Consider the following 20,997-nt stretch of genomic DNA (forward strand, 5'->3'; position numbering starts at 1 on the left):
AGAGCAAACTAGGAAGCTAGCCGCAGGTTGCTCAAAACATGGTTTTGAGGTTGCAGATAGAACTGACGAAGTCAGTAACATATATACGGCAAGGCGAAACTGACGTGGTTTGAAGAGATTTTCGAAGAGTATTAGGATGACTTTCTCTTGATTTGCTTAATAAAGTAGAAGATAAATCCTGCCACCATATAGGCAACAAAGATAATCAGACACCACTTGAACACGACATCCCAACCCTTGTTCACATTCAAAAAGAAGTAAGGGAAGGGACTGACCTTAGAATTAGGAACATCAAGTTTCAGTACCAAACCATTGAAAAGAGCAAAAATCATATACAGCAAGGGTAAAATCGTCCACACAACTGGATCCCAAATCTTGTATTGACCCTGTTTGTCAAAAAAGAGGGTATCCGCTAAAAACCAGAGGGGAACGATATAGTGGCAAAGGAAATTTTCTAGGGTATAGAAATTAGTAGCAATGGGCGCCAGGAGGAAATGGTAAATCACACAGGTAATCATGATACTCATAGTGATTCCACCTTTTAAGCGCAAGAAGCTTGGCCTTTGCCAGTTTTCACCTAAACGGCTCATAACCTTTAGGAGATAGAGCGTAAAAATCGCGACTAAAAGGTTGGACAGAACCGTATAATAGAGCAACATCCCAAATCCACCATGCTTGGCGATTTCAAGATAAACTCCCGTAAAAGCCGCTAGAAACAAGAAGATACGGCTATAAAATACAAGTTTATAGTGTTTTGACATGCTTAAATTTTCTTCACAAACTCTGATTTGAGTTTCATGGCACCAAAGCCATCAATTTTACAGTCGATATTGTGGTCGCCTTCTACAATGCGGATATTTTTCACGCGCGTCCCTTGTTTCAAATCTTTTGGCGCACCTTTTACTTTCAAATCCTTGATGAGGGTTACTGTATCACCATCAGCCAATTTATTTCCGTTGGCATCGATAGCGACAATGCCCTCTTCTACTTCTGCAACTTCAGCAGGATTCCACTCATGAGCACACTCTGGGCAAACCAGTAGGGCACCGTCTTCGTAGACATACTCTGAGTTACATTTTGGGCAATTTGGTAAGTTGTTCATGGTTTCTCCTTATCATCATTCACTATTCTTTGAAAATCAAAATTTCTCGAACAGCAACTATTATACCTTAAAATCAGCATTTTGACAAATTTAGAAAAAACCGATATCAATCTATCGGCTTTTCTACATTTACATTCTTTTTTCAGCTTCTGCTTTGATTTTTTCAACTACTTCTTGAATGTTCAAACCAGTTGTATCAAGGTAGACAGCATCCTCTGCTTGTTTGAGAGGTGAAGTCTCACGATGACTATCCTTGTAGTCACGCGCAGCAATTTCCTCTTTTAAGGTTTCAAGATCTGTCTCAATTCCCTTGGCAATATTTTCCTTGTAACGGCGTTCTGCTCTCTCATCAACAGAAGCTACTAGGAAAATTTTCAATTCTGCTTGTGGCAATACAACAGTCCCAATATCGCGACCATCCATGACAATCCCACCTTGCTGGGCAATCTCTTGTTGGAGAGAAACTAGTTTCTCACGTACTTGAGGAATTGCTGCAATAGCAGAAACATGATTGGTCACTTCATTTTCACGGATAGGATGGGTAATATCCACATCCCCTACAAAGACAAGCTGTTCTCCAATTTCTGAACGTCCAAAACTGATTGGATGCTGGTCCAACAAGGCTAAAAGCTCCTCAATCTCTTCCACTCCTAATTGGTTCTTAAGAGCCATATAAGTCGCTGCACGATACATAGCACCTGTATCTAGGTAGGTGTATCCAAAATCCTTGGCAATAATCTTTGCGACCGTACTCTTACCACTTGAAGCAGGGCCGTCAATAGCAATTTGAATTGTTTTCATATCAACTCCTATTTTATTTTGACAACATCACCTGGATTAGCAAACCAAGACCCTGTAGCCATATGACTAGGATTTAAGGCTTCTAACTGAGCAATCGAAATCCCAGCGCGAGCTGCAATGGCTGCTTCTCCTTCTCCAGCTAAGACTTTTGTCGTCCCTTCTGGATCTGTAGCTTCCTCCGAGTGTTCAGAAGAAGATTCTGAACTCTGTTCAGGCTGGGAACTACTAGAAGATGAAATCTGTACTACATTTGCATCTGAATCGTGAAAATCTTTCAAGGCTGCTGTGCGATTACTCCCCCCCGTTGATAGATAGATAAGAACAATAATCATCACGACTACAATCACGAAGAAAATACTAGCTAAAATCGTCAAGACACGATTGGCCACTACATCTCTGCCTTGAGTTCTCTTACGACGCTCTGCTCTTGATTCTTCTTGATCATAAATATCTTCTTGCCACGGTTCTTTTTCCATACCCTACTCCTTGTTTTTTTTTACTTTTCTTATTACAATATAAATATGAACATGAAAATCATACTTATACCTGAACGATGTATCGCCTGTGGGCTTTGCCAAACTTATTCTGATTTATTTGATTACCACGATAATGGAATCGTGCGTTTTTACGATGATCCTGACCAGCTGGAAAAAGAAATTTCTCCTAGCCAGGACGTCTTAGAGGCTGTTAAAAATTGCCCAACTCGCGCCCTGATTGGAAACCAGGAAGCCTAAATCAATGGCGATAATCCACTCCCTCTAGTTTAGCACATTTCCATGTAAAATTATAGTCTTTTCACTTTATTTTTTTCTGTAAAATCAGGAAGGTCACTTTTTTCTTTGATAAGATAAAGTGGTCTTTTTTTAGTCTCTAGATAGATCTTACTGATATACTTGCCGAGAATCCCAATGGTCAAGAGTTGAATGCCTCCAAGAAAGAGAATAACAGCCATCAGAGAGGTCCAACCAGATGTCGGATTGCCCAAAATGAGAGTCCGAACCACAACAAAAAAGGTCATTAGCAGAGAAAGAAAACAAGATAGGAGACCAGCCGCAAAAGCGATAATTAAGGGAAAATCTGAAAAATTAACAATCCCTTCAATGGAGTAAAAAAAGAGTTGCCTGAAACCCCAACTGGTCTTACCAGCCTGCCTTTCGACATTGGGATAGTCCAGATAATGGGTTTTAAAGCCGACCCAGGCAAAAAGCCCTTTAGAAAAACGATTGGACTCAGTCAAGCTTAAAATGGAATCTACTACAGATCTTCTCATCATGCGAAAATCACGGACACCTGACGGAAGGGCTACTGGGCTAATTTTTTGCATAAGGCGGTAAAAGAGATTAGCACAGAAACTGCGAAAGAAGGGTTCTCCCTCTCGACTGGTTCTTCGTGTTCCTACACAGTCCAAATCTGCATTTTGGTCTAGTAAGTTTTTCATCTCAAGCAACATACTAGGAGGATCCTGAAGGTCTGCATCCATCACCACCACCAAATCTCCTGTCGCATATTGTAAGCCTGCATAGAAGGCTGCTTCTTTGCCGAAATTTCGTGAGAAAGAAAGATAATGAACTGCCGAATTTTGCTCCCGATAAGCCTTTAAAAGTTCTAAGGTTCCATCACTTGATCCATCATCGACAAAGACATACTCGATTTCTGTTTCCAAATCTGGAAGTAAAGCTTCCAAAGCCTGATAAAAAAGAGGAAGTACTTCCTCTTCGTTTAAACAGGGGACAATGATTGATATCACCATCTTAGTCTTCGAATCCATTTGGATGCTTGCTTTGCCAACGCCATGCGTCTTCACACATTTGGGTGATGTCGAGTTCTGCTTCCCAACCGAGTTCTGCTTTGGCTTTTGCAGGATCTGAATAGCAGGCTGCGATATCACCTGGGCGACGGTCTACGATACGGTAAGGAATTGGACGTCCCACCGCTTTTTCCATATTTTGGATAATTTCAAGAACAGAATAGCCTTTCCCTGTTCCAAGGTTATAAACGTTTAGGCCTGAACCTTTTTGGATTTTTTTCAGAGCTGCAACGTGACCTTTAGCCAAATCGACAACGTGGATATAGTCACGAACACCAGTTCCGTCTTCCGTATCGTAATCGTCTCCAAACACTTGCACTTGCTCTAATTTTCCAACAGCTACTTGAGTTACATATGGCAAAAGATTGTTTGGAATACCATTTGGATTTTCTCCTAAATCACCACTCTCATGCGCTCCGATTGGGTTAAAGTAACGAAGCAAGACAACATTCCACTCTGAGTCTGCCTTGTAGATATCTGTCAAAATTTCCTCAAGCATAAGCTTAGTACGGCCATATGGATTGGTCACTGAAAGTGGGAAATCTTCCAAGATGGGTACTGTGTGCGGATCACCGTAAACTGTCGCAGAAGAACTGAAAATGATGTTTTTACAGTTGTTTTCTTCCATAGCTTTCAAAAGGCTAACAGTTCCTGCGATATTGTTGTCATAATAGGCAAGAGGGATACGTGTTGATTCGCCAACAGCCTTCAAACCAGCAAAGTGAATGACTCCTGTTGGTTCTTCTTGTTTGAAAATGTCTCTGAGGGTATCTGTATCACGGATATCTGCCTCATAGAAAGGCACTTCAACTCCTGTAATTCTCTCAACAACTTCTAAACTTTTTCTGTTACTATTAACAAGGTTATCCACCACAACAACTTGATGACCTGCTTGGATTAACTCAATAACAGTGTGGGTTCCGATAAAACCTGCTCCACCCGTTACCAAAATCTTTTCTTGCATCTTCTTTCCTCGATTCTCGGATTTTTTCTTATTTTACCATTTTTGATAGGGAATGTCATTTGCCATCCTAGAAGCTAAGCTAAAATTTCAGTAAAATATTTATTCGATTTTTAGTCGTTTGACATAGTTTTCAATTGGGTAGTTTGCTGGGTCCAAGGTCAATTCCCTGCTTTGGACCAGTTGTGCTAGGTGGTAACCAATGATAGGACCCGTTGTGAGGCCTGATGAACCTAGTCCACTGGCTGCATAGACACCTGACAATTCTGGAACCTCTCCAAAGAAAGGAGAGAAATCACTGGTATATGCACGGATTCCCACACGCTCACCAGCTCTGGTAGCTTCTACTAAACTAGGATAGCAAGGCAGGGCTGCCTCCTCCATTTGCTGGAGTAAGGTTTCATCTACCGTCAAATCAAATCCCATGTCATTTTCATGAGTAGCACCTAAGGACAATTTCCCACCTGCAAAAGGAATCAAATCCCACTCCCCTTCTGGCATAACCACAGGATAAGATTCCATGTCTTGGGCAAGCCAATAATCTCGGAGTTGTCCTTTTTGGGGACGAACATCCACAGCATAACCCAAGGGTTCTAACATATCCCCCAACCAAGCTCCCGTCGCCAAAATGACCTGATCAAACACCTCTGCACCAATCTGATATCCTGATGCTAAAGGTGTCAGAGTCACTTTTTCTTTGACCAGTTTGACTTGACAGGCTTCCAGCAAACGAGTTACTAAAAGTTGGCCATCTACTCTCGCTCCACCAGAAGCATAGAGCAAGCGGTCAAATCCCTGCAAGCCAGGGAATAATTCATTTGAAGACGCTTGGTCTAAAATGGCTAATTGCCCTATCAAGGGAGACTCTTCTCTGCGCTGGAGGGCTAGGTCATAGAGTTCTTCCAACTTGGATTCATCCTTTTTCAGGAGAAAGACTCCCGAACGCTGGTAAAAGTCGATTTCCTGACCTGACTTCTCTAAATCAGCCAACAAATTCACATAAAAGTCAGCCCCTAAGCGCGCCATCTTGTACCAGGCCTTATTGCGGCGTTTTGAAAACCAAGGGCTGATAATTCCAGCTGCTGCCTTGGTAGCCTGACCTTTTCCATGGTCAAAAACGGTCACCTTTAGGTCACTTTCTTTCGAGAGGTAGTAGGCAGCTGTGGCACCCACAATCCCGGCTCCGATAATGGCAATTTTTTTCATTGTTTTCACTTTCTAACTAGATATGGTGGAAAGGATTGGTCGATGCTTGACTAGGTACAATATCAATAGTCCAGCCACTTTCTACTTTCCATTGATTAAGAAGCTCTGCGATTTTTTCCACAAACAGCACTTCGATATAGTGTCCTGGATCCAGTGCCAACAAGCCATCAGACAGCATATCCTGGGCAGTATGGTAGTAGATGTCACCAGTGATATAGACATCCGCCCCTTTTGCTAAAGCATCCTTATAGAAAGACTGCCCGCTACCACCACAGATGGCCACTCTTGAAATAGGCTTCTGCAAGTCATTCTCTTGATAATGCACCAATCGAAGACTATCTAAACCAAAGACTTGCTTAACATGTTGGGCTAGTTCCCCAAATGTCTGAGGCTGAATATTCCCAATACGTCCAATCCCACGTTCAGAGCCTGTCTCCTGTAGATAGGTCGTCTCCTCAATGCCTAGCATCTGACAGAACCAGTCATTGAGACCATTTTCAACGATATCAATGTTGGTATGGCTGACATACACTGCAATGTCATGCTTGATGAGATCAATGTAAATCTGATTTTGTGGACGGCTGGATATCAAATCCTTGATGGGACGGAAAATCGGCGTGTGCTTGACAATAATCAAGTTCACACCCTTTTCAATGGCTTCAGCCACCGTTTCTTCACGAATATCGAGAGCCACCATAACCCTTTGGATATCCTTGTCCAAAGTTCCAATTTGCAGGCCACGACTGTCTCCCTCCATTGAAAATTCCTGAGGGCAAAAGGCTTCATATGCGTTAATTACTTCACTTGCTAGCATGGAGAACCTCCTTGATGGCTTGAATTTTATCCACTAGAACTTGACGTTCCTCCAGATTTTTTTCTGGGATTTGTCCGAGGGCAAACTCTAGCTTAACAGCTTCTTTTTGCCATTTTTGGACAAAGACTGGGCTGACTTCTTTGGACAAAAAAGGACCAAAGCGGACATCGCTGGCTGATAACTTCATTTGTCCTGCTTCCACCACCAAAATCTCATAAAACTTACCAGCTTCTTCTAGAATGCTTTCTGCCACAATCTGAAAGCCATTGTCTTGCAACCAAATACGCAAGTCGTCTTCACGATTATTGGGCTGGAGAATCAAACGCTCTACGTTAGCTAACTTGTCCAAGCCTTCTTCTAAAATCCTAGCAATCAAACGGCCGCCCATCCCTGCTATGGTAATGACAGACACTTGGTCTGCCTCTTCAAAAGCTGCCAAGCCATTGGCTAAACGAACTTGGATTTTCTCCTTTAGGCCGTGAGCCTCAACATTTTTGACCGCAGACTGATAGGGGCCTTCCACAACTTCACCTGCAATGGCACTTTCGATTTGTCCTCTTTCGACTAACTCGATAGGCAAATAAGCATGGTCACTCCCCACATCGAGTAAAATGGCTCCCTGTGGCACAAAGGAAGCCACTAATTCTAATCTCTTTGAAATCATCTTCTCTCACTTTCCAAACTCTATTACCTCTTATTATACCACATTTCAGCTGGCAATCTTGTACCTAAAAAGACCACAATCCACAGATTGCAGCCTTTCTTTATTTTCTGGCTTGATAGCGACTAGTCAGGATGAAAATCACGATAAAGACCAACATCATGACACCATAAACAGGTAATGTTTGTCCTGTTAAGGTTGAAATTTCAAGCAGTTTTTGAATTCTTGGGAAGAGAGCTGTGGCTAGGAAGCCTCCTACTGACCAAACAATCAAGAGGACACGCCAGAGAGTGAATGGCATGCAGGCTCTAAATACGGATAAGAAACCAATTGATCCCAAGAGATAATAGAGGAGGGTTGAGATTTCTAACTCAGACCAACCTTGACTCGCTCCAAATATTTTCACAAAAAGAACACTGAAGACAACCATGAGAGCACTTGGTAGGGCACGAAGCATGGATCTTCTGAGGAAATTTGGCTCAACAGGTTTGATATTTCGCTCAAAAGTCAGAACGAATGGTGGGAAACCTTCCACGAACTGGTCAATCATGGTAATCTGGATCGGAATGAAGGGGAAAATCAAGATCCATTCAGACCGTCCCAGAAGAGCACTAGCAATACAGATGACTGCGAGCAAGAATGAGTAGATGGTCTTTATCAAGAAAATCGGTGCGATATGGGCAATGTTATTGACCACACGACGACCTTCAAAGAGAATCTCAGGAACATCATTAAAGTCTGAGTTCAAGAGAACCAAATTGGCAATCTGACGAGTCGCTGGATCCCCTTCCGCCATTACGATGGAACAATCCGCCTCACGAAGGGCCAAGATATCATTGACCCCGTCCCCTGTCATAGCTGTTGTATGCCCCGCTTTTTTCAGCGTTTGGATGATGAGTTTCTTTTGATGAGGGGAAACCCGTCCGAAAATAGCTGTCTCCTCAGCCATAGCAACCAATTCCTCATCCGTGATTTTCGAACAATCTACATAGCTCTGATAGTCTACAAAACCTGCTTTTTGGGCAATACTTGAAACAGTGACTGGATTATCACCAGAGATAATCTTGAGCCCCACTTCCTGAGAACGGAGATAGTCCAGCGTCTCTGCTGCTCCCTCTCGAATCGGGTCCAAGATTTCCAGCAAGGCTAGAGCCTGAATATCAGATGGTTTTTGTGGTTTGTGATGGTCTAATTTCTCCTGACTGAGAGCTAAGACCAAGACACGTGAACCTCTCTCCAAGGCCTCTCTGGCTTCTGGGACCTCAGAAGCCAGCAACATCTCAGGCGCCCCTAAGAAAACTGTTCCCAAACCTTCTAACTCCATAGCTCCCCACTTGCGGTCGCTCGAGAAGGGGAGATTCGAAATCATAGGATAAGTAACTTCTCCCACAAAACGCTTTCGAATAGCTTGAGCTGTTGGATTTTTATCCTCACTATGGGCTATATAGCTGGCCAAGATGCTAGCAAGCGCTGACTCTCCATACTCTTCGGTCAAAGGAAGAACATCCTCCACCTGCATCTTTCCTTGGGTGATGGTGCCCGTCTTATCCAAACAGAGCATATCCACGCGTGCCAAGGTCTCAACAGAATACATCTCCTGCACCAAAACCTTTTTCAAGCCCAGCTTAATCACCGCAGTCAAGAGCGAAGTAATGGTCAAAAGGGCGATTCCCTTAGGCAACATTCCCAAAAGAGCTGTCGATGAATTTACAACGGACGACTTGAGAGGCAAGCCTTTTAAAAGCAAGGCTTCTAGCAAGAGAGCTAGACCAAAGGGAATGATAATCTTCCCAGTAAAACCGGCTAGTTTATCCAGAGATTTCATGATACGGGAGTTGATGGGTTTCACTGTTTTGGCTTCCAGCATGAGTTTGGCAGCATAGTTGTCTGCACCGACATGGTGAACTTGAGCTAAAACTGCCCCACTAGCCAAGAAACTTCCAGACAAAAGCAAGGCGTCAACTTCCTTTTGCACCAAATCACTTTCCCCCGTTAGCATGGCTTCATTAACCTCCGCAAAGCCTTCCAAAACTAAGGCATCACTAGGAATCTGCTCTCCTGCAGACAAACGAATGACATCTCCTAACACCAATTCTTCAGGATTCAGAGCCACTTCTTGACCATCACGAATAGTTTTGACCTTTTCCTTGGTCATGAGATTGAGCTTGTCCACCATGTGTTTAGCCCGCAACTCGGTGACAATTCCAGAAAAAGCGTTAAAGCAGATAACGGCAAAGAAGACCAGATTGCTCCAAGCCTGCACAAAGGCAAGGGCCAAAGCAATGGCAAAGTTCAAAGCGTTAAAAAGGGTAAAGACATTTCGTTTAACGATTTGCCAAGTGCTGGTACTGGCCGAAGCAGTAAAATCATTGACCAAGCCCTTAGCCTGTCTTTTCTTGACTTCTCTTTGGGTTAATCCCATAATCTTATTTTTATCCATAAATTCTATCATATCATTTTTTATGATAGAATACTAATCTCATCCTAAATATACTTATTACAAATAGAAAAAGTTTGCCAGCCCTCCTTTGATAAGGTATAATAATAACAAGAAAATAATCGAAGGAGATCGCATGTTTTATACTTATTTACGTGGATTGGTTGTCTTGCTCCTATGGTCCATCAATGGCAATGCCCATTATCATAATACTGATAAAATTCCTAATCAAGATGAAAATTATATTTTGGTTGCGCCTCACCGCACTTGGTGGGATCCAGTTTACATGGCCTTTGCGACCAAGCCAAAACAATTCATCTTCATGGCCAAAAAAGAACTCTTTGCCAACCGTATCTTTGGTTGGTGGATTCGTATGTGTGGTGCTTTTCCTATCGACCGTGAAAATCCTAGCGCCTCAGCCATCAAATACCCTATCAACGTCCTTAAAAAAAGTGACCGCTCTCTCATCATGTTTCCAAGTGGGAGCCGTCACTCAAACGATGTAAAAGGTGGCGTAGCTCTGATTGCCAAAATGGCCAAGGTCCGTATCATGCCGGTTACCTACACAGGTCCCATGACCTTGAAAGGCTTGGTTAGCCGTGAACGTGTCGATATGAACTTTGGAAATCCAATCGATATCTCAGATATCAAGAAAATGAATGATGAAGGCATTGAAACAGTCGCCAATCGCATTCAAGCAGAATTCCAACGTTTGGACGAAGAAACGAAACAATGGCATAATGATAAAAAACCAAACCCACTCTGGTGGTTTATTCGCATACCTGCCCTCATCCTTGCCATTATCCTCGCTATCCTAACTATTATCTTTAGCTTTATCGCGAGCTTCGTATGGAATCCAGATAAGAAAAGAGAAAAACTTGCTTAAATAAATACAACAATCCCTTGGCAAAAGCCAAGGGATAAATCTTTTATTCGATTTTCCATTTTTGGGCCAACCAGCTGGAAAAAGCTAGGAATCGTTCAGCTACTTGTTCATGATGTCCATAAGGGTCAAAGACAAACTGACAGTTCGGATAGCGTTCCTGAAGACTGGTATGGATCTGCTCAGCATAGACTGGTGCTTGAGCCAAGCGATTAGTATGGTGTGCTCCTTCTGTTTGACCATTTTGTAAATACAGCAAACAGTCTAGATTTTTCACTGTTTTTGCCTTGCAGTAAGTCACAAAATCAGGATACCAAAAGGAACCGCATATGGAGAAGACACAGGAAACCTTGTCAAAGCTGAAAAGACTGTAGACTGCCGCCAAACCACCTAGTGAATAACCTCCGTAGGCAAGGCGTGCTTCATCCAGTCGATAAAGCGACTGCAACTTATCTAAAAGACCTCCAAATAAATGATCATGATAGGCGTTGGCCTGACCGCCAAAATCTGGAGCTCCATCTCTCAGAGCAGCTACCTTCCAGGGTGTGTAGTCGTCTAAGCGATCTTTAGAGATCAAGCCCACTAAAATCACAGATTCGGAAAGGGACGATAAGAAATCCAAGTTTCCATCATTCAATAAAATAGCCGGATAGATTTGATTGGGGGTGTAGTTAGAAGGAAGGCTGATTTTGACTTGAATTCCTTCCCAATCAAACTCATTATTTATTGATAAAGTCATTGATTTTCTCAAGGGAATCAATCACTGCTGGACCATAGTCCATCAATTCATCGTAAGAGATGGTCATAATTTTTTGATTCTTAATAGCAGGAACGCTTTCCAAAACAGCATTTGCCTTCATCAACTCTACTGCTTTTTCATCCAATTTTTTATTGCGATCGCTGGTTACATAGATAATCAATTCAGGATCCATTGACACAAGATTTTCCAAGGTCAAGCCTGATGTCCCCGTAGCAACGTTGGTATAACCAAGTTGGTTCAACAAACTTTCTTGCAAAGCAGACTTATAGGCACCGAAGGTTTCATCATTATAAGCAACCATAATCAAAGCCTTTTTCTTTTCACCTTGACTTGCTGGGTTTGCTTTCTTAACAGCGTCAATTTTAGTTTGTAATTGGGCCGCGTATTCATTGGCCTTGTCCTGCACATTAAAAATCATTCCAAGATTTTTTACATCTTCTACGATATTCCCCAAATCTTGCTGAATTGTTGAGAGAGAAGCTTTTTGCGTATAAACTGGGATTTTATTTTCATTCCAAGTGCTAACTGTCCCCAAGGATTTTTCAGAAAACATCATGTTTCGACCCATCACAGCATCTGGCTCATAAGAGAGGACTGTCTCTTGTGAGACTGTTTTTTTATCCCCAATTTGAGGAATAGTCGCAATCGCGTCCTTGTATTTGTCCGTCACAGCATTGTCTGGATTGAGCATACCAACAATTTTATCCTTCAAGCCTAACTCCAATAAGATTTCAGTGGTTGAAAGATTGTTGGTGATAACTTTTTCAGGTTCCTTGTCAAAAACTTGTTCGACTTCATTCCCTTTCGCGTCATAGGTTTTGACCGTTAGTGGATAAGTCGTCTCTGCGATGGCCTTTTGACTTGTTTCTGTGCTAGATTGTGTGGTAGCTTTTTCTGTAGTAGTGTTACCACAAGCTGCCATGGTTAGAGTAGCTACTGTTACCAGTAAAATGCTTAGTGTTTTTTTCATCTTGTTTTCCTTTTCATTCTTATAAATAGTGAATCATGGCTTGCTGATCCTCGGTCCAAGTCACCTGACTTTGAACTCCGTATACAGTTTGCAATGACTCAGGGGTGATGGTCTCCTTTGGAGTCCCTTGGTAAAGGATTTCTCCTTCTTTCATCAGATAGAGATAATCCGAATAGCGACAAGCAAGTTGAATATCATGTAGGACAGCTAGAACATTGACCTTGAGATTTTTCACAATGGCTAACAAGTCTAGCTGATACCTGATATCCAGGTGATTGGTTGGTTCGTCTAGGAGCAAGATAGTCGGTTCTTGCGCCAAGGCTCGGGCTAACAAGACTCGCTGTTTCTCTCCTCCTGACAGGGACGAATAGAGACGAGTTTTCTTCTCAAGCATATCCACCTTAACGAGAGCATCTTGAACGAGGGCATAATCTCTTTCCCCTTCCTTCTGTAAAAAAGAGAGGTGGGGAGTTCTTCCCAGCAAGACGATTTCTTCAACTGTACAATCAAACTGCAGTTGGTTAAACTGGGTCACAACTGCCATTTGCTTGGCTGTTTCTTTGAGCGTCCATTGTTCCAGAGGCTTTCCATCTAGACTTATCAATCCTTTGTCCGCCTTTTCCTGACGATAGAGGAGTTTAAGTAGACTGGTTTTCCCGCTTCCATTTGGTCCTAATATCGTGTGAAATTGATTCCCTTCAACCTTAAGAGAGACTCCTTTGAGGATTTTTTTCTCTCCTAGTCCAAAATGGATATCCTGACAAATCAAGTCCATATCAGACCCTCACCTCCCTTCTCCTACCTCCAACAATGTAGATAAAGAAGGGAGCACCTACTAAGGCTGTGAAAATACCAATAGGCAACTCAGCATTTGGAATGATGATACGAGAGAGTACGTCTGCCCAGATGACAAAGAGGGCACCCAGCAAGGTTGCAACAGGAAAAAGTCTCCTGTAATTCGTTCCTACTAACCCTCGAGCTAAATGTGGAGTAATCAGACCGACAAATCCAATAATCCCACAGGTTGCCACTAAGACTGCTGTCAGCACAGCCACCATGGTCACATAAAGATACCAATAAAAGCGTAAGGGAATCCCCAAAGTTAAAGCAGCCTCATCTCCCATCATCATCGCATTGAAAACACGATACTGAGTAGCGAAAAATAGAAAGGCTATTCCTACTACTATAGTTGGCAGAACCAAGTCTGCCCAGGAAGTCCCAGCAAGCGAACCCATGGTCCAAAACTTAATGGTCATCACACTGTCCGCATTAGCGCCAACTGAGATAATAAAGTTTGAAAAAGCCAGAAAGAGAGCGTTGACCACCGTTCCTGATAAGATCAGACTAGAAGTCGTCATCCTTCCCTGCATAGAGGCAATGATGAGAACAGCAATTGTTGCCAAGATAGCTCCAAGAAAAGCTCCAAGGCTAATCATCACTTTTAAACCAAGAATGATGCTCAAGGTTGCCCCTAAAGTTGCACCCGCAGAGATTCCTAAGACATAAGGTTCTGCGATAGGATTGTTCACTGTAGACTGCATCACGCTACCACACATAGAAAGACCAGCCCCAACTATCAAGCCTAACAATACTCGGGGGAATCTCATGTTCCATACAATGGCAAGAGTAGACTTGGAAACCTCTCCTATCTCAAGAGGAAATCCCAACCTGCTCAAAATAATCCGATAGGTATCGCTTAGATGAATCGCAACGGATCCCATTGAAACTGCTAGAAAGAGGGAAATTCCTAAAACACCTAGTAAAATACCTAAAAGCAATACAAATTGCAGGTCCTGTCGGCTTCCAGAAAATTTGGAAAGCATGCAAACCTCCTTTGATAGAATATTAAAATTTTAGAAAATTCTCATGAAAAGTATACCATATTTTCAACAATGGAACAAGATGAGAAAAATGAATATAGTTGCTTTTACAGTGTCAAAAACCGCAACAGAAGATCATACTTGAGTATATCTAGGTAAGAGGACAACATAAAAAGCCCTCTGAAATCAGAGAGCTTGATTTGAGTTCGGGCTAAAATCCTAGTGAAACAAAAAAATCTACACGGTCAGAAAAGTCTCTATCGTGCCATTTTCATACATGATGTATAGTCCAAGTAGAATGAATACTAAGGGCACAATGATTCGCTCGTATTTTTCAATTGTCTCGAATATTAACGGAATAGAGGATAACACCCGACTAATCTCGCATAAGATAATTATGCCGATTACAAACACAAGCAAGGCCACGAGGGTCTGTGACCAATCTAACGAAGCAAAATAAGGTATATAGATACCTAAATTATCTCCGCCAGACGCAATTGTCAGCAATGTAACTGTCCAAAACAGTTGATTTGCCTTGCTTTGTTCTAATCTTTCAATAATTTCTTCCTCTTCTTCCTCACCTTCTCCAATAATTGCAAAGCGAATCCCTAAATAGATAGGGATTAAACCAAGCAATCCAACCATCCATTCTTCAGGCACGAAATTAACGACATAAGCAGCAACTAAACTCGCCCCTACAAGTAAGCCTGTGCCTAGATATTGCCCCGCATAAATATGCCATTTTTGTTTATTCTGTGATAGCTGTGCAAATAAAATAAATAAAATAATTAAATAATCGATACTGGTGGAAATATAAACACCAATAGCAGATATGATTGTCTGTCCCATAAAAAACCCTCCTGTATTAGTCAGTAATAAATCAGCAGATTTTAGGAGAGCACAGACACATTAATTTAGCTATCGCTAGTGGGTAATTTCGAACATAGGAAAGCATTTTACTCCTCCTCAAAACGTAGTTACAAAGTAATTTCTAACTGGAATTCGGTGACTACTTCCATGTAAAGTATAACATACTATACTTTACTTCGTAAAGTGTGGGCTCTCCGAGGGTCTTGTAGACTGCTACTATTTGAGGTTTTTGTAGTCTCCAAAATTGTGGCCGATAAAACCTGAACAAAAAATCTCCCCGAAGGGAGATCATTCTGGTTTATTTTACCTTACAGTGCTAGGAACCGTAACCTAAGATTATACTTGAGCATATCGAGGTAAGGTAACAAAAGTAAAAAAGCTACCCAATTTAGAGTAGCTTCATTATCAAGATATGCTCAATTGAACACGGCCTAAGCACTTGGCAAAAAAGATAAAATCTCCTAGAAACTGAAGTTTCTTCGTCAATTTTCCTATTTTTGCTTTGTGCTTTTGACGGCCTTTGTATCTTGAATTAGCGACGAAGTCCTAGAGAGTTGATCAACTCACGGTAACGGTTAACGTCGTTTTTACGCAAGTATGCAAGCAAGTTACGACGGCGACCGATTTTTTTCATCAATCCACGGTAAGTAGCGTGGTCTTTTTTGTGTTGTTTGATGTGTTCGTTAAGGTGGTTGATTTCCCAAGTAAGGACAGCAACTTGAACCTCTACTGAACCTGTATCACCTTCGTGACGTGCATATTGTGCGATGATTTCATTTTTTTTCTCTTTTGAGATTGCCATGATGTTTCTCCTTTTTATTTGGCTTCATCCGAGTGACAGGTTGGCATGCCTGTAACCAAGAAGAAGTTATTTGTCTTTACGACAATCCTTATTCTACCAATAACTAACTTCTTTGTCAACAGATTTACTTTCTTGTTTTAAATATGATATAATAACCATAACAAGCAATCTAAGTTGTCTGTTTTTTTAAACGAGGTGATTATCATACCTAGATTCTATTCCCATCTCCCCTATTATTTGGTCATCTTTTTCTTTTATTGGCCACTTTATCAGTTGTTATCACTAATTATTTCTGACCCCCTTTTACTCAAGAGTCTCTACGTAAATAATATTCTCTTCTTTACACCTCTGGTAATCTTGATTGTATCGTTACTCTATAGCTACCGTTTCCGTTTCTCTCTTTGGTTGTTACTGGGGAACGGACTGCTCTATTGTTTTACCATCATTACTTTCAGAGAATTTATCCTTCCCTACTTCCTAGCCTATGAAGTCTTTGCTCTGGTGGGCATGGCTTCCGGTATTGGTATCAAGCATATTCTACAAAAATGAAAAACAAAAAACTTTCACAAAATCCTTGAAAAATCTCACAATCATGCTATAATAATCCATAGAGACAAGTCACTTAGTCCCTTTCTACTAGAGAGTGCGTGGTTGCTGGAAACGCATAGAAAGACTATAGTGATACTACTCTACTGACTTTTATGCAAACATAAAACGGTGGCCACGTTAGAGCCAATCAGAGGTGTCCCTCTCTTTTGAGGTACATAAATGAAGGTGGAACCACGTTGCGACGTCCTTTTTAGGATGTCGTTTTTTGTTTTTCTAGCTTTCACAATCCTCTATCCCTGTTTTCAGAATAGGGTTAACACATTCGTAAATAATATAAGTAAGGAGAACATCATGATTAACATTACTTTCCCAGACGGCGCTGTTCGTGAATTCGAATCTGGCGTTACAACTTTTGAAATTGCCCAATCTATCAGCAATTCCCTAGCTAAAAAAGCCTTGGCTGGTAAATTCAACGGCAAACTCATCGACACTACTCGTGCTATCACTGAAGATGGAAGCATCGAAATTGTGACACCTGATCACGAAGATGCCCTTCCAATCTTGCGTCACTCAGCTGCTCACTTATTTGCCCAAGCCGCTCGTCGTCTTTTCCCAGACATTCACTTGGGAGTTGGTCCAGCCATCGAAGACGGCTTCTACTACGATACAGACAACACAGCTGGTCAAATCTCTAACGAAGACCTTCCTCGTATCGAAGAAGAAATGCAAAAAATTGTCAAAGAAAACTTCCCATCAATCCGTGAAGAAGTGACTAAAGACGAGGCACGTGAAATCTTCAAAAATGACCCTTACAAATTAGAATTGATTGAAGAGCACTCAGAAGACGAAGGTGGTTTGACTATCTATCGTCAGGGTGAATATGTAGACCTTTGCCGTGGCCCACACGTCCCTTCAACAGGTCGTATCCAAATCTTCCACCTTCTCCATGTAGCAGGTGCTTACTGGCGTGGAAATAGCGACAACGCTATGATGCAACGTATCTATGGTACAGCTTGGTTTGACAAGAAAGACTTGAAAAACTACCTTCAAATGCGTGAAGAAGCCAAAGAACGTGACCACCGTAAACTTGGTAAAGAGCTTGACCTCTTCATGATTTCTCAAGAGGTTGGTCAAGGTTTGCCATTCTGGTTGCCAAACGGTGCGACTATCCGTCGTGAATTGGAACGCTACATCGTTGACAAAGAGCTAGCTTCAGGCTACCAACACGTCTACACTCCACCACTTGCTTCTGTTGAACTTTACAAGACTTCTGGTCACTGGGATCATTACCAAGAAGACATGTTCCCAACTATGGACATGGGTGACGGGGAAGAATTTGTCCTTCGTCCAATGAACTGCCCGCACCACATCCAAGTCTTCAAACACCATGTTCACTCTTACCGTGAGTTGCCAATCCGTATCGCTGAAATCGGTATGATGCACCGCTACGAAAAATCTGGTTCCCTGACTGGTCTTCAACGTGTACGTGAAATGTCACTCAACGATGGTCACCTCTTTGTGACTCCAGAACAAATCCAAGAAGAATTCCAACGTGCTCTTCAGTTGATTATCGATGTTTATGAAGACTTCAACTTGACTGAATACCGCTTCCGCCTCTCTCTTCGTGACCCTCAAGATACTCACAAGTACTTTGATAACGATGAAATGTGGGAAAATGCTCAAACCATGCTTCGTGCAGCCCTTGATGAAATGGGCGTGGACTACTTTGAAGCCGAAGGTGAAGCAGCCTTCTACGGACCAAAATTGGATATTCAAGTTAAGACCGCTCTTGGAAAAGAAGAAACTCTTTCTACTATCCAACTTGACTTCTTGCTTCCAGAACGCTTCGATCTTAAATACATCGGAGCTGATGGTGAGGAGCACCGTCCAGTTATGATCCACCGTGGAGTTATCTCAACTATGGAACGCTTCACAGCTATCTTGATTGAGAACTACAAGGGTGCCTTCCCAACATGGCTAGCACCTCACCAAGTAACCCTCATCCCAGTATCTAACGAAAAACACGTGGACTACGCTTGGGAAGTGGCTAAGAAACTCCGTGACCGTGGTGTCCGTGCAGATGTAGATGAGCGCAATGAAAAAATGCAGTTCAAGATCCGTGCTTCACAAACAAGCAAGATTCCTTACCAATTAATCGTTGGGGACAAGGAAATGGAAGACGGAACTGTTAACGTTCGTCGCTATGGCCAAAAAGAAACACAAACTGTCTCAGTTGATGACTTTGTTCAAGCTATCCTAGCTGATATCGCCAACAAATCACGCGTTGAGAAATAAGAGATAAAATCCTAGCTACCTAAAAAGCAACAACTATTTCAGCTGTTGCTTTTTATATTTTTACTCAATGAAAATCAAAAAGCAAACTAGGAAGCTAGCCGCAAGCTGTACTTGAGTACGGTAAGGCGACGCTGACGTGGTTTGAATTTGATTTTCGAAGAGTATTATTTAATCCGAGCTAGTAGTGATTGACCAAACCACCACACAAGATTTGCTTTCATGAGTTAGATAAGATCAATATCCTCAATCCTTGTCTGCTTCATTTTCTTTTACGAGATCTTTTTGTGAATCCTTTTCAGAGAGTTTTTGATCGATATACTTGTTAATGGTTTCATAAAATTCCTTGGTCGTATCACTGTCTAATTTTGTCGAATTATGAACTTGATTGACTTTCAATTGAACAGATTGAATACCGTAAGAGGCTTGTTTTTGGTGGAGCGTTTCTAACTCTTCTTCTGAAATCGGATCTCCAACAACCGTCAAGACCAATTCATTGTTCCTTGACTTGTAGACTTGATTAATGACCGTATGATTGGCGAACTCTTTTCCTACAAATTGTTTGATTCCTTCTTTTCGCGCTTGATCTATCGTCAGAGTGACTGCTGAATAGCTGGCTGGAAGAATCAATAATACGATCAAGGATATCAACCCAATTCTCATTTTAATGTTTAGCTCTTTAAATGAACTTAAGGGAGATTTTCTCATCAAAATTCTTGTTCCAACAATGTTGGTTAGCATGATAAAGACACAGTTGATCAAGAAAAGATAGAGAGCCCCAAATAAAAATCGTACATTTCCATTAGCTAAACCGTAACCTGCAGTGCAGATAGGTGGCATCAGAGCTGTTGCAATGGCTACTCCTGGTACGATATTGTTTGCTTCTTTTTTCCTTGAACCAATGAAACCTGCTATCCCACCAGCAATAGCAATGAGAACATCCCAAATGGTTGGAGAGGTTCGTGCAATCAATTCGCTACTTTCATAAGATAGGGGAGAAATCCAGAAATACAGAGCCGAGACAAGCAAGCTGACCAATACTTGGGTAAATAAAACCTCTAGAGATTGCTTGATTAAACGCGTATCAAAAATAGCTAAACCAAACCCCAGTCCAACAATCGGTGTCATAAGAGGGGAAATCAGCATGGCTCCAATAATGACAGCTGTTGAATTCATATTTAGGCCGATAGAGGCAATAAAAATCGCACACATCAAAATCACTGTATCTCTTAATCGAACATGAAGATCATCATATAATTTCTCACGGTATTCCCGTGTTGAATAATTGGCAGTCATTTGTCCTCTCCTCTTTCCTTATTTAAATCGGTATAATAATTAATAATAACAGCTGATAAACAGCCAAAAAATATGAGCCCATAAATCGTCAAGAAGACACTGGTAATCCTTCCAATCAAGGTCACAGCTAGGAGATCCCCGTAGCCGACAGTCGTCGAAGTCACAAAAGCATACCAAAGACCGTCTCCGTAATTTGTGATAGCAGGTTCAACTAGGAAAAGCACGCCTCCTGACCCAAAAACAAAGGTCACAAAACTCAGAGCAAACCGAGTAAAACCCGTAACCTGTATAATATGCCATAACATTTTTAAACGTCTCATTTGTTCTCCTTATTCATACTAGCTCCTGACCGAGCCGTTTTTTCCAATAATCAAAGTGAAGATAGGACATGATCTCCATCAGAGAAAGATAGACAAACTGATAGATCTGATTTAAGCTGATTATCAACTGATATTGTTTGAAAAATGACTGGAAGAAAGACCAGATATGACTGTCTTGAATCAGTCCCTTCTTAACATCAGACAGGATATTAGCTAAAGCTCCCAAGGACTGAAACGGTAAATCCTTGACATTTATATAGATCCGGTCCACCACATCATTCAGACTGGTATCTTGGATGGCATGAAATTCTCCAAAGAGAACTCCTGCCGCTCCAAGAGTAGAAACAAATTCCACCAAATAATTTCTGAGGAAATTTTCTCAACCTTTTCCCATAATGTGTTTAGTGCCATCCATAACGATCCCAACCAGAAAAAGGAAAGAAAACAAGCAAAGAAATTTTGCCGTAAATCCCAAAAAGCTTCAAGACTTGGTGTTGTTGGTTTTTCTAACTCTAAAATCAAGATGGTCATAATAATTGCTAGAACAGCATCTGTCAATACAATTAATCTGTCTTTCTTCATCGGATTGCATCCCCTTTCTTTTTTGTAACATTCTATCTTATCGCATAATATTGGATATTCTTTC

At 41.6% G+C, this 20,997-nt stretch carries 23 protein-coding genes and 1 pseudogene; 4 read left to right on the forward strand and 20 right to left on the reverse strand.

Features of this window, described 5'->3' with window-relative positions:
- Positions 1-131 precede the first annotated feature (131 nt).
- The 4 genes from QM424_RS05795 to QM424_RS05810 all read right to left on the reverse strand — a co-directional run bounded on the left by QM424_RS05795 (position 132) and on the right by QM424_RS05810 (position 2,379).
- Positions 132-761, reverse strand: a complete 630-nt coding sequence (locus QM424_RS05795; protein ID WP_414393593.1) for a Pr6Pr family membrane protein — start codon at positions 759-761, stop codon at positions 132-134.
- 2 nt (positions 762-763) lie between these two features.
- On the reverse strand, positions 764-1,102 hold the full coding sequence (locus QM424_RS05800) for a zinc ribbon domain-containing protein YjdM (RefSeq protein WP_141230732.1): 339 nt from the start codon (positions 1,100-1,102) through the stop codon (positions 764-766).
- 129 nt (positions 1,103-1,231) lie between these two features.
- Entirely contained in the window at positions 1,232-1,903 is a 672-nt protein-coding gene (gene cmk, locus QM424_RS05805; protein WP_261038476.1) for a (d)CMP kinase, read from the reverse strand.
- Between the two features lie 8 nt (positions 1,904-1,911).
- Positions 1,912-2,379 (reverse strand): SAG1386/EF1546 family surface-associated protein, encoded by a 468-nt coding sequence (locus tag QM424_RS05810; RefSeq protein ID WP_000410181.1) that lies wholly within the window; start codon positions 2,377-2,379, stop codon positions 1,912-1,914.
- 51 nt (positions 2,380-2,430) lie between these two features.
- Between QM424_RS05810 and QM424_RS05815 the strand changes: the two genes are divergently transcribed.
- Entirely contained in the window at positions 2,431-2,637 is a 207-nt protein-coding gene (locus tag QM424_RS05815) for a ferredoxin (protein WP_261090554.1), read from the forward strand.
- Positions 2,638-2,687: 50 nt separating this feature from the next.
- Here QM424_RS05815 and QM424_RS05820 read toward each other — a convergent pair whose 3' ends face one another.
- The 6 genes from QM424_RS05820 to QM424_RS05845 all read right to left on the reverse strand — a co-directional run bounded on the left by QM424_RS05820 (position 2,688) and on the right by QM424_RS05845 (position 9,792).
- Positions 2,688-3,653 (reverse strand): glycosyltransferase family 2 protein, encoded by a 966-nt coding sequence (locus QM424_RS05820; RefSeq protein WP_261090552.1) that lies wholly within the window; start codon positions 3,651-3,653, stop codon positions 2,688-2,690.
- Position 3,654: 1 nt separating this feature from the next.
- Positions 3,655-4,674 (reverse strand): UDP-glucose 4-epimerase GalE, encoded by a 1,020-nt coding sequence (gene galE, locus QM424_RS05825; protein WP_261090550.1) that lies wholly within the window; start codon positions 4,672-4,674, stop codon positions 3,655-3,657.
- A 99-nt stretch (positions 4,675-4,773) separates the two neighbouring features.
- A complete protein-coding gene (locus QM424_RS05830; protein ID WP_261090549.1) occupies positions 4,774-5,877 on the reverse strand; it encodes an NAD(P)/FAD-dependent oxidoreductase in 1,104 nt (367 codons plus the stop codon).
- Positions 5,878-5,893: 16 nt separating this feature from the next.
- Positions 5,894-6,691 carry a Nif3-like dinuclear metal center hexameric protein gene (locus QM424_RS05835; RefSeq protein ID WP_414393599.1) on the reverse strand — a complete coding sequence of 266 codons (798 nt, stop codon included), beginning with the start codon at positions 6,689-6,691 and terminating at the stop codon, positions 5,894-5,896.
- Entirely contained in the window at positions 6,678-7,355 is a 678-nt protein-coding gene (locus tag QM424_RS05840) for a tRNA (adenine(22)-N(1))-methyltransferase (protein ID WP_261090543.1), read from the reverse strand. Before QM424_RS05840 ends, QM424_RS05835 begins: the two co-directional genes overlap by 14 nt.
- A gap of 100 nt (positions 7,356-7,455) precedes the next feature.
- On the reverse strand, positions 7,456-9,792 hold the full coding sequence (locus QM424_RS05845) for a cation-translocating P-type ATPase (RefSeq protein ID WP_414393602.1): 2,337 nt from the start codon (positions 9,790-9,792) through the stop codon (positions 7,456-7,458).
- Positions 9,793-9,925: 133 nt separating this feature from the next.
- Here QM424_RS05845 and QM424_RS05850 point away from each other — a divergent pair, with 133 nt between their 5' ends.
- A complete protein-coding gene (locus tag QM424_RS05850) occupies positions 9,926-10,675 on the forward strand; it encodes a lysophospholipid acyltransferase family protein (RefSeq protein ID WP_414393604.1) in 750 nt (249 codons plus the stop codon).
- Between the two features lie 43 nt (positions 10,676-10,718).
- Here QM424_RS05850 and QM424_RS05855 read toward each other — a convergent pair whose 3' ends face one another.
- The 6 genes from QM424_RS05855 to rpsO form a co-directional block, all read right to left on the reverse strand.
- The gene (locus tag QM424_RS05855; protein WP_414393606.1) at positions 10,719-11,411 is read right to left on the reverse strand and encodes an alpha/beta hydrolase-fold protein; all 693 of its coding nucleotides are present in this window, start codon (positions 11,409-11,411) and stop codon (positions 10,719-10,721) included.
- A complete protein-coding gene (locus QM424_RS05860; protein WP_414393608.1) occupies positions 11,392-12,402 on the reverse strand; it encodes an ABC transporter substrate-binding protein in 1,011 nt (336 codons plus the stop codon). Before QM424_RS05860 ends, QM424_RS05855 begins: the two co-directional genes overlap by 20 nt.
- Before the next feature lie 19 nt (positions 12,403-12,421).
- Positions 12,422-13,177, reverse strand: coding sequence for an ABC transporter ATP-binding protein (locus tag QM424_RS05865; protein WP_261090533.1), 756 nt, complete (start codon positions 13,175-13,177; stop codon positions 12,422-12,424).
- Position 13,178: 1 nt separating this feature from the next.
- Complete coding sequence (locus QM424_RS05870; RefSeq protein ID WP_261090532.1) at positions 13,179-14,225, reverse strand: FecCD family ABC transporter permease; 1,047 nt, start codon at positions 14,223-14,225, stop codon at positions 13,179-13,181.
- Between the two features lie 234 nt (positions 14,226-14,459).
- Positions 14,460-15,071 (reverse strand): CadD family cadmium resistance transporter, encoded by a 612-nt coding sequence (locus tag QM424_RS05875; protein ID WP_261032307.1) that lies wholly within the window; start codon positions 15,069-15,071, stop codon positions 14,460-14,462.
- 553 nt (positions 15,072-15,624) lie between these two features.
- A complete protein-coding gene (gene rpsO, locus QM424_RS05880) occupies positions 15,625-15,894 on the reverse strand; it encodes a 30S ribosomal protein S15 (RefSeq protein WP_001018251.1) in 270 nt (89 codons plus the stop codon).
- A gap of 204 nt (positions 15,895-16,098) precedes the next feature.
- Here rpsO and QM424_RS05885 point away from each other — a divergent pair.
- Both QM424_RS05885 and thrS read left to right on the forward strand, forming a co-directional pair.
- A pseudogene (locus QM424_RS05885) lies at positions 16,099-16,472 on the forward strand (hypothetical protein).
- 322 nt (positions 16,473-16,794) lie between these two features.
- Positions 16,795-18,738: a threonine--tRNA ligase gene (gene thrS / locus QM424_RS05890; RefSeq protein WP_023945494.1), complete on the forward strand. Its 1,944-nt coding sequence runs from the start codon at positions 16,795-16,797 to the stop codon at positions 18,736-18,738.
- Between the two features lie 243 nt (positions 18,739-18,981).
- Here the strand turns inward: thrS and QM424_RS05895 are convergent, their stop codons facing one another.
- From QM424_RS05895 to QM424_RS05910, 4 genes are read right to left on the reverse strand one after another with little or no spacing between them, the layout of a single operon-like run.
- Entirely contained in the window at positions 18,982-20,031 is a 1,050-nt protein-coding gene (locus QM424_RS05895; protein ID WP_414393611.1) for a DUF389 domain-containing protein, read from the reverse strand.
- A complete protein-coding gene (locus tag QM424_RS05900) occupies positions 20,028-20,351 on the reverse strand; it encodes a potassium channel family protein (RefSeq protein WP_001253404.1) in 324 nt (107 codons plus the stop codon). Before QM424_RS05900 ends, QM424_RS05895 begins: the two co-directional genes overlap by 4 nt.
- Before the next feature lie 13 nt (positions 20,352-20,364).
- Entirely contained in the window at positions 20,365-20,706 is a 342-nt protein-coding gene (locus tag QM424_RS05905; protein ID WP_000397556.1) for a hypothetical protein, read from the reverse strand.
- On the reverse strand, positions 20,631-20,933 hold the full coding sequence (locus QM424_RS05910) for a TMEM175 family protein (protein ID WP_004240734.1): 303 nt from the start codon (positions 20,931-20,933) through the stop codon (positions 20,631-20,633). The genes QM424_RS05905 and QM424_RS05910 overlap by 76 nt, the downstream gene beginning before the upstream one ends.
- Between the last annotated feature and the right edge of the window lie 64 nt (positions 20,934-20,997).

The organism is Streptococcus mitis, from assembly GCF_047464945.1.
In the GTDB taxonomy this organism is placed as follows: Bacteria; Bacillota; Bacilli; order Lactobacillales; family Streptococcaceae; genus Streptococcus; species Streptococcus mitis_EA.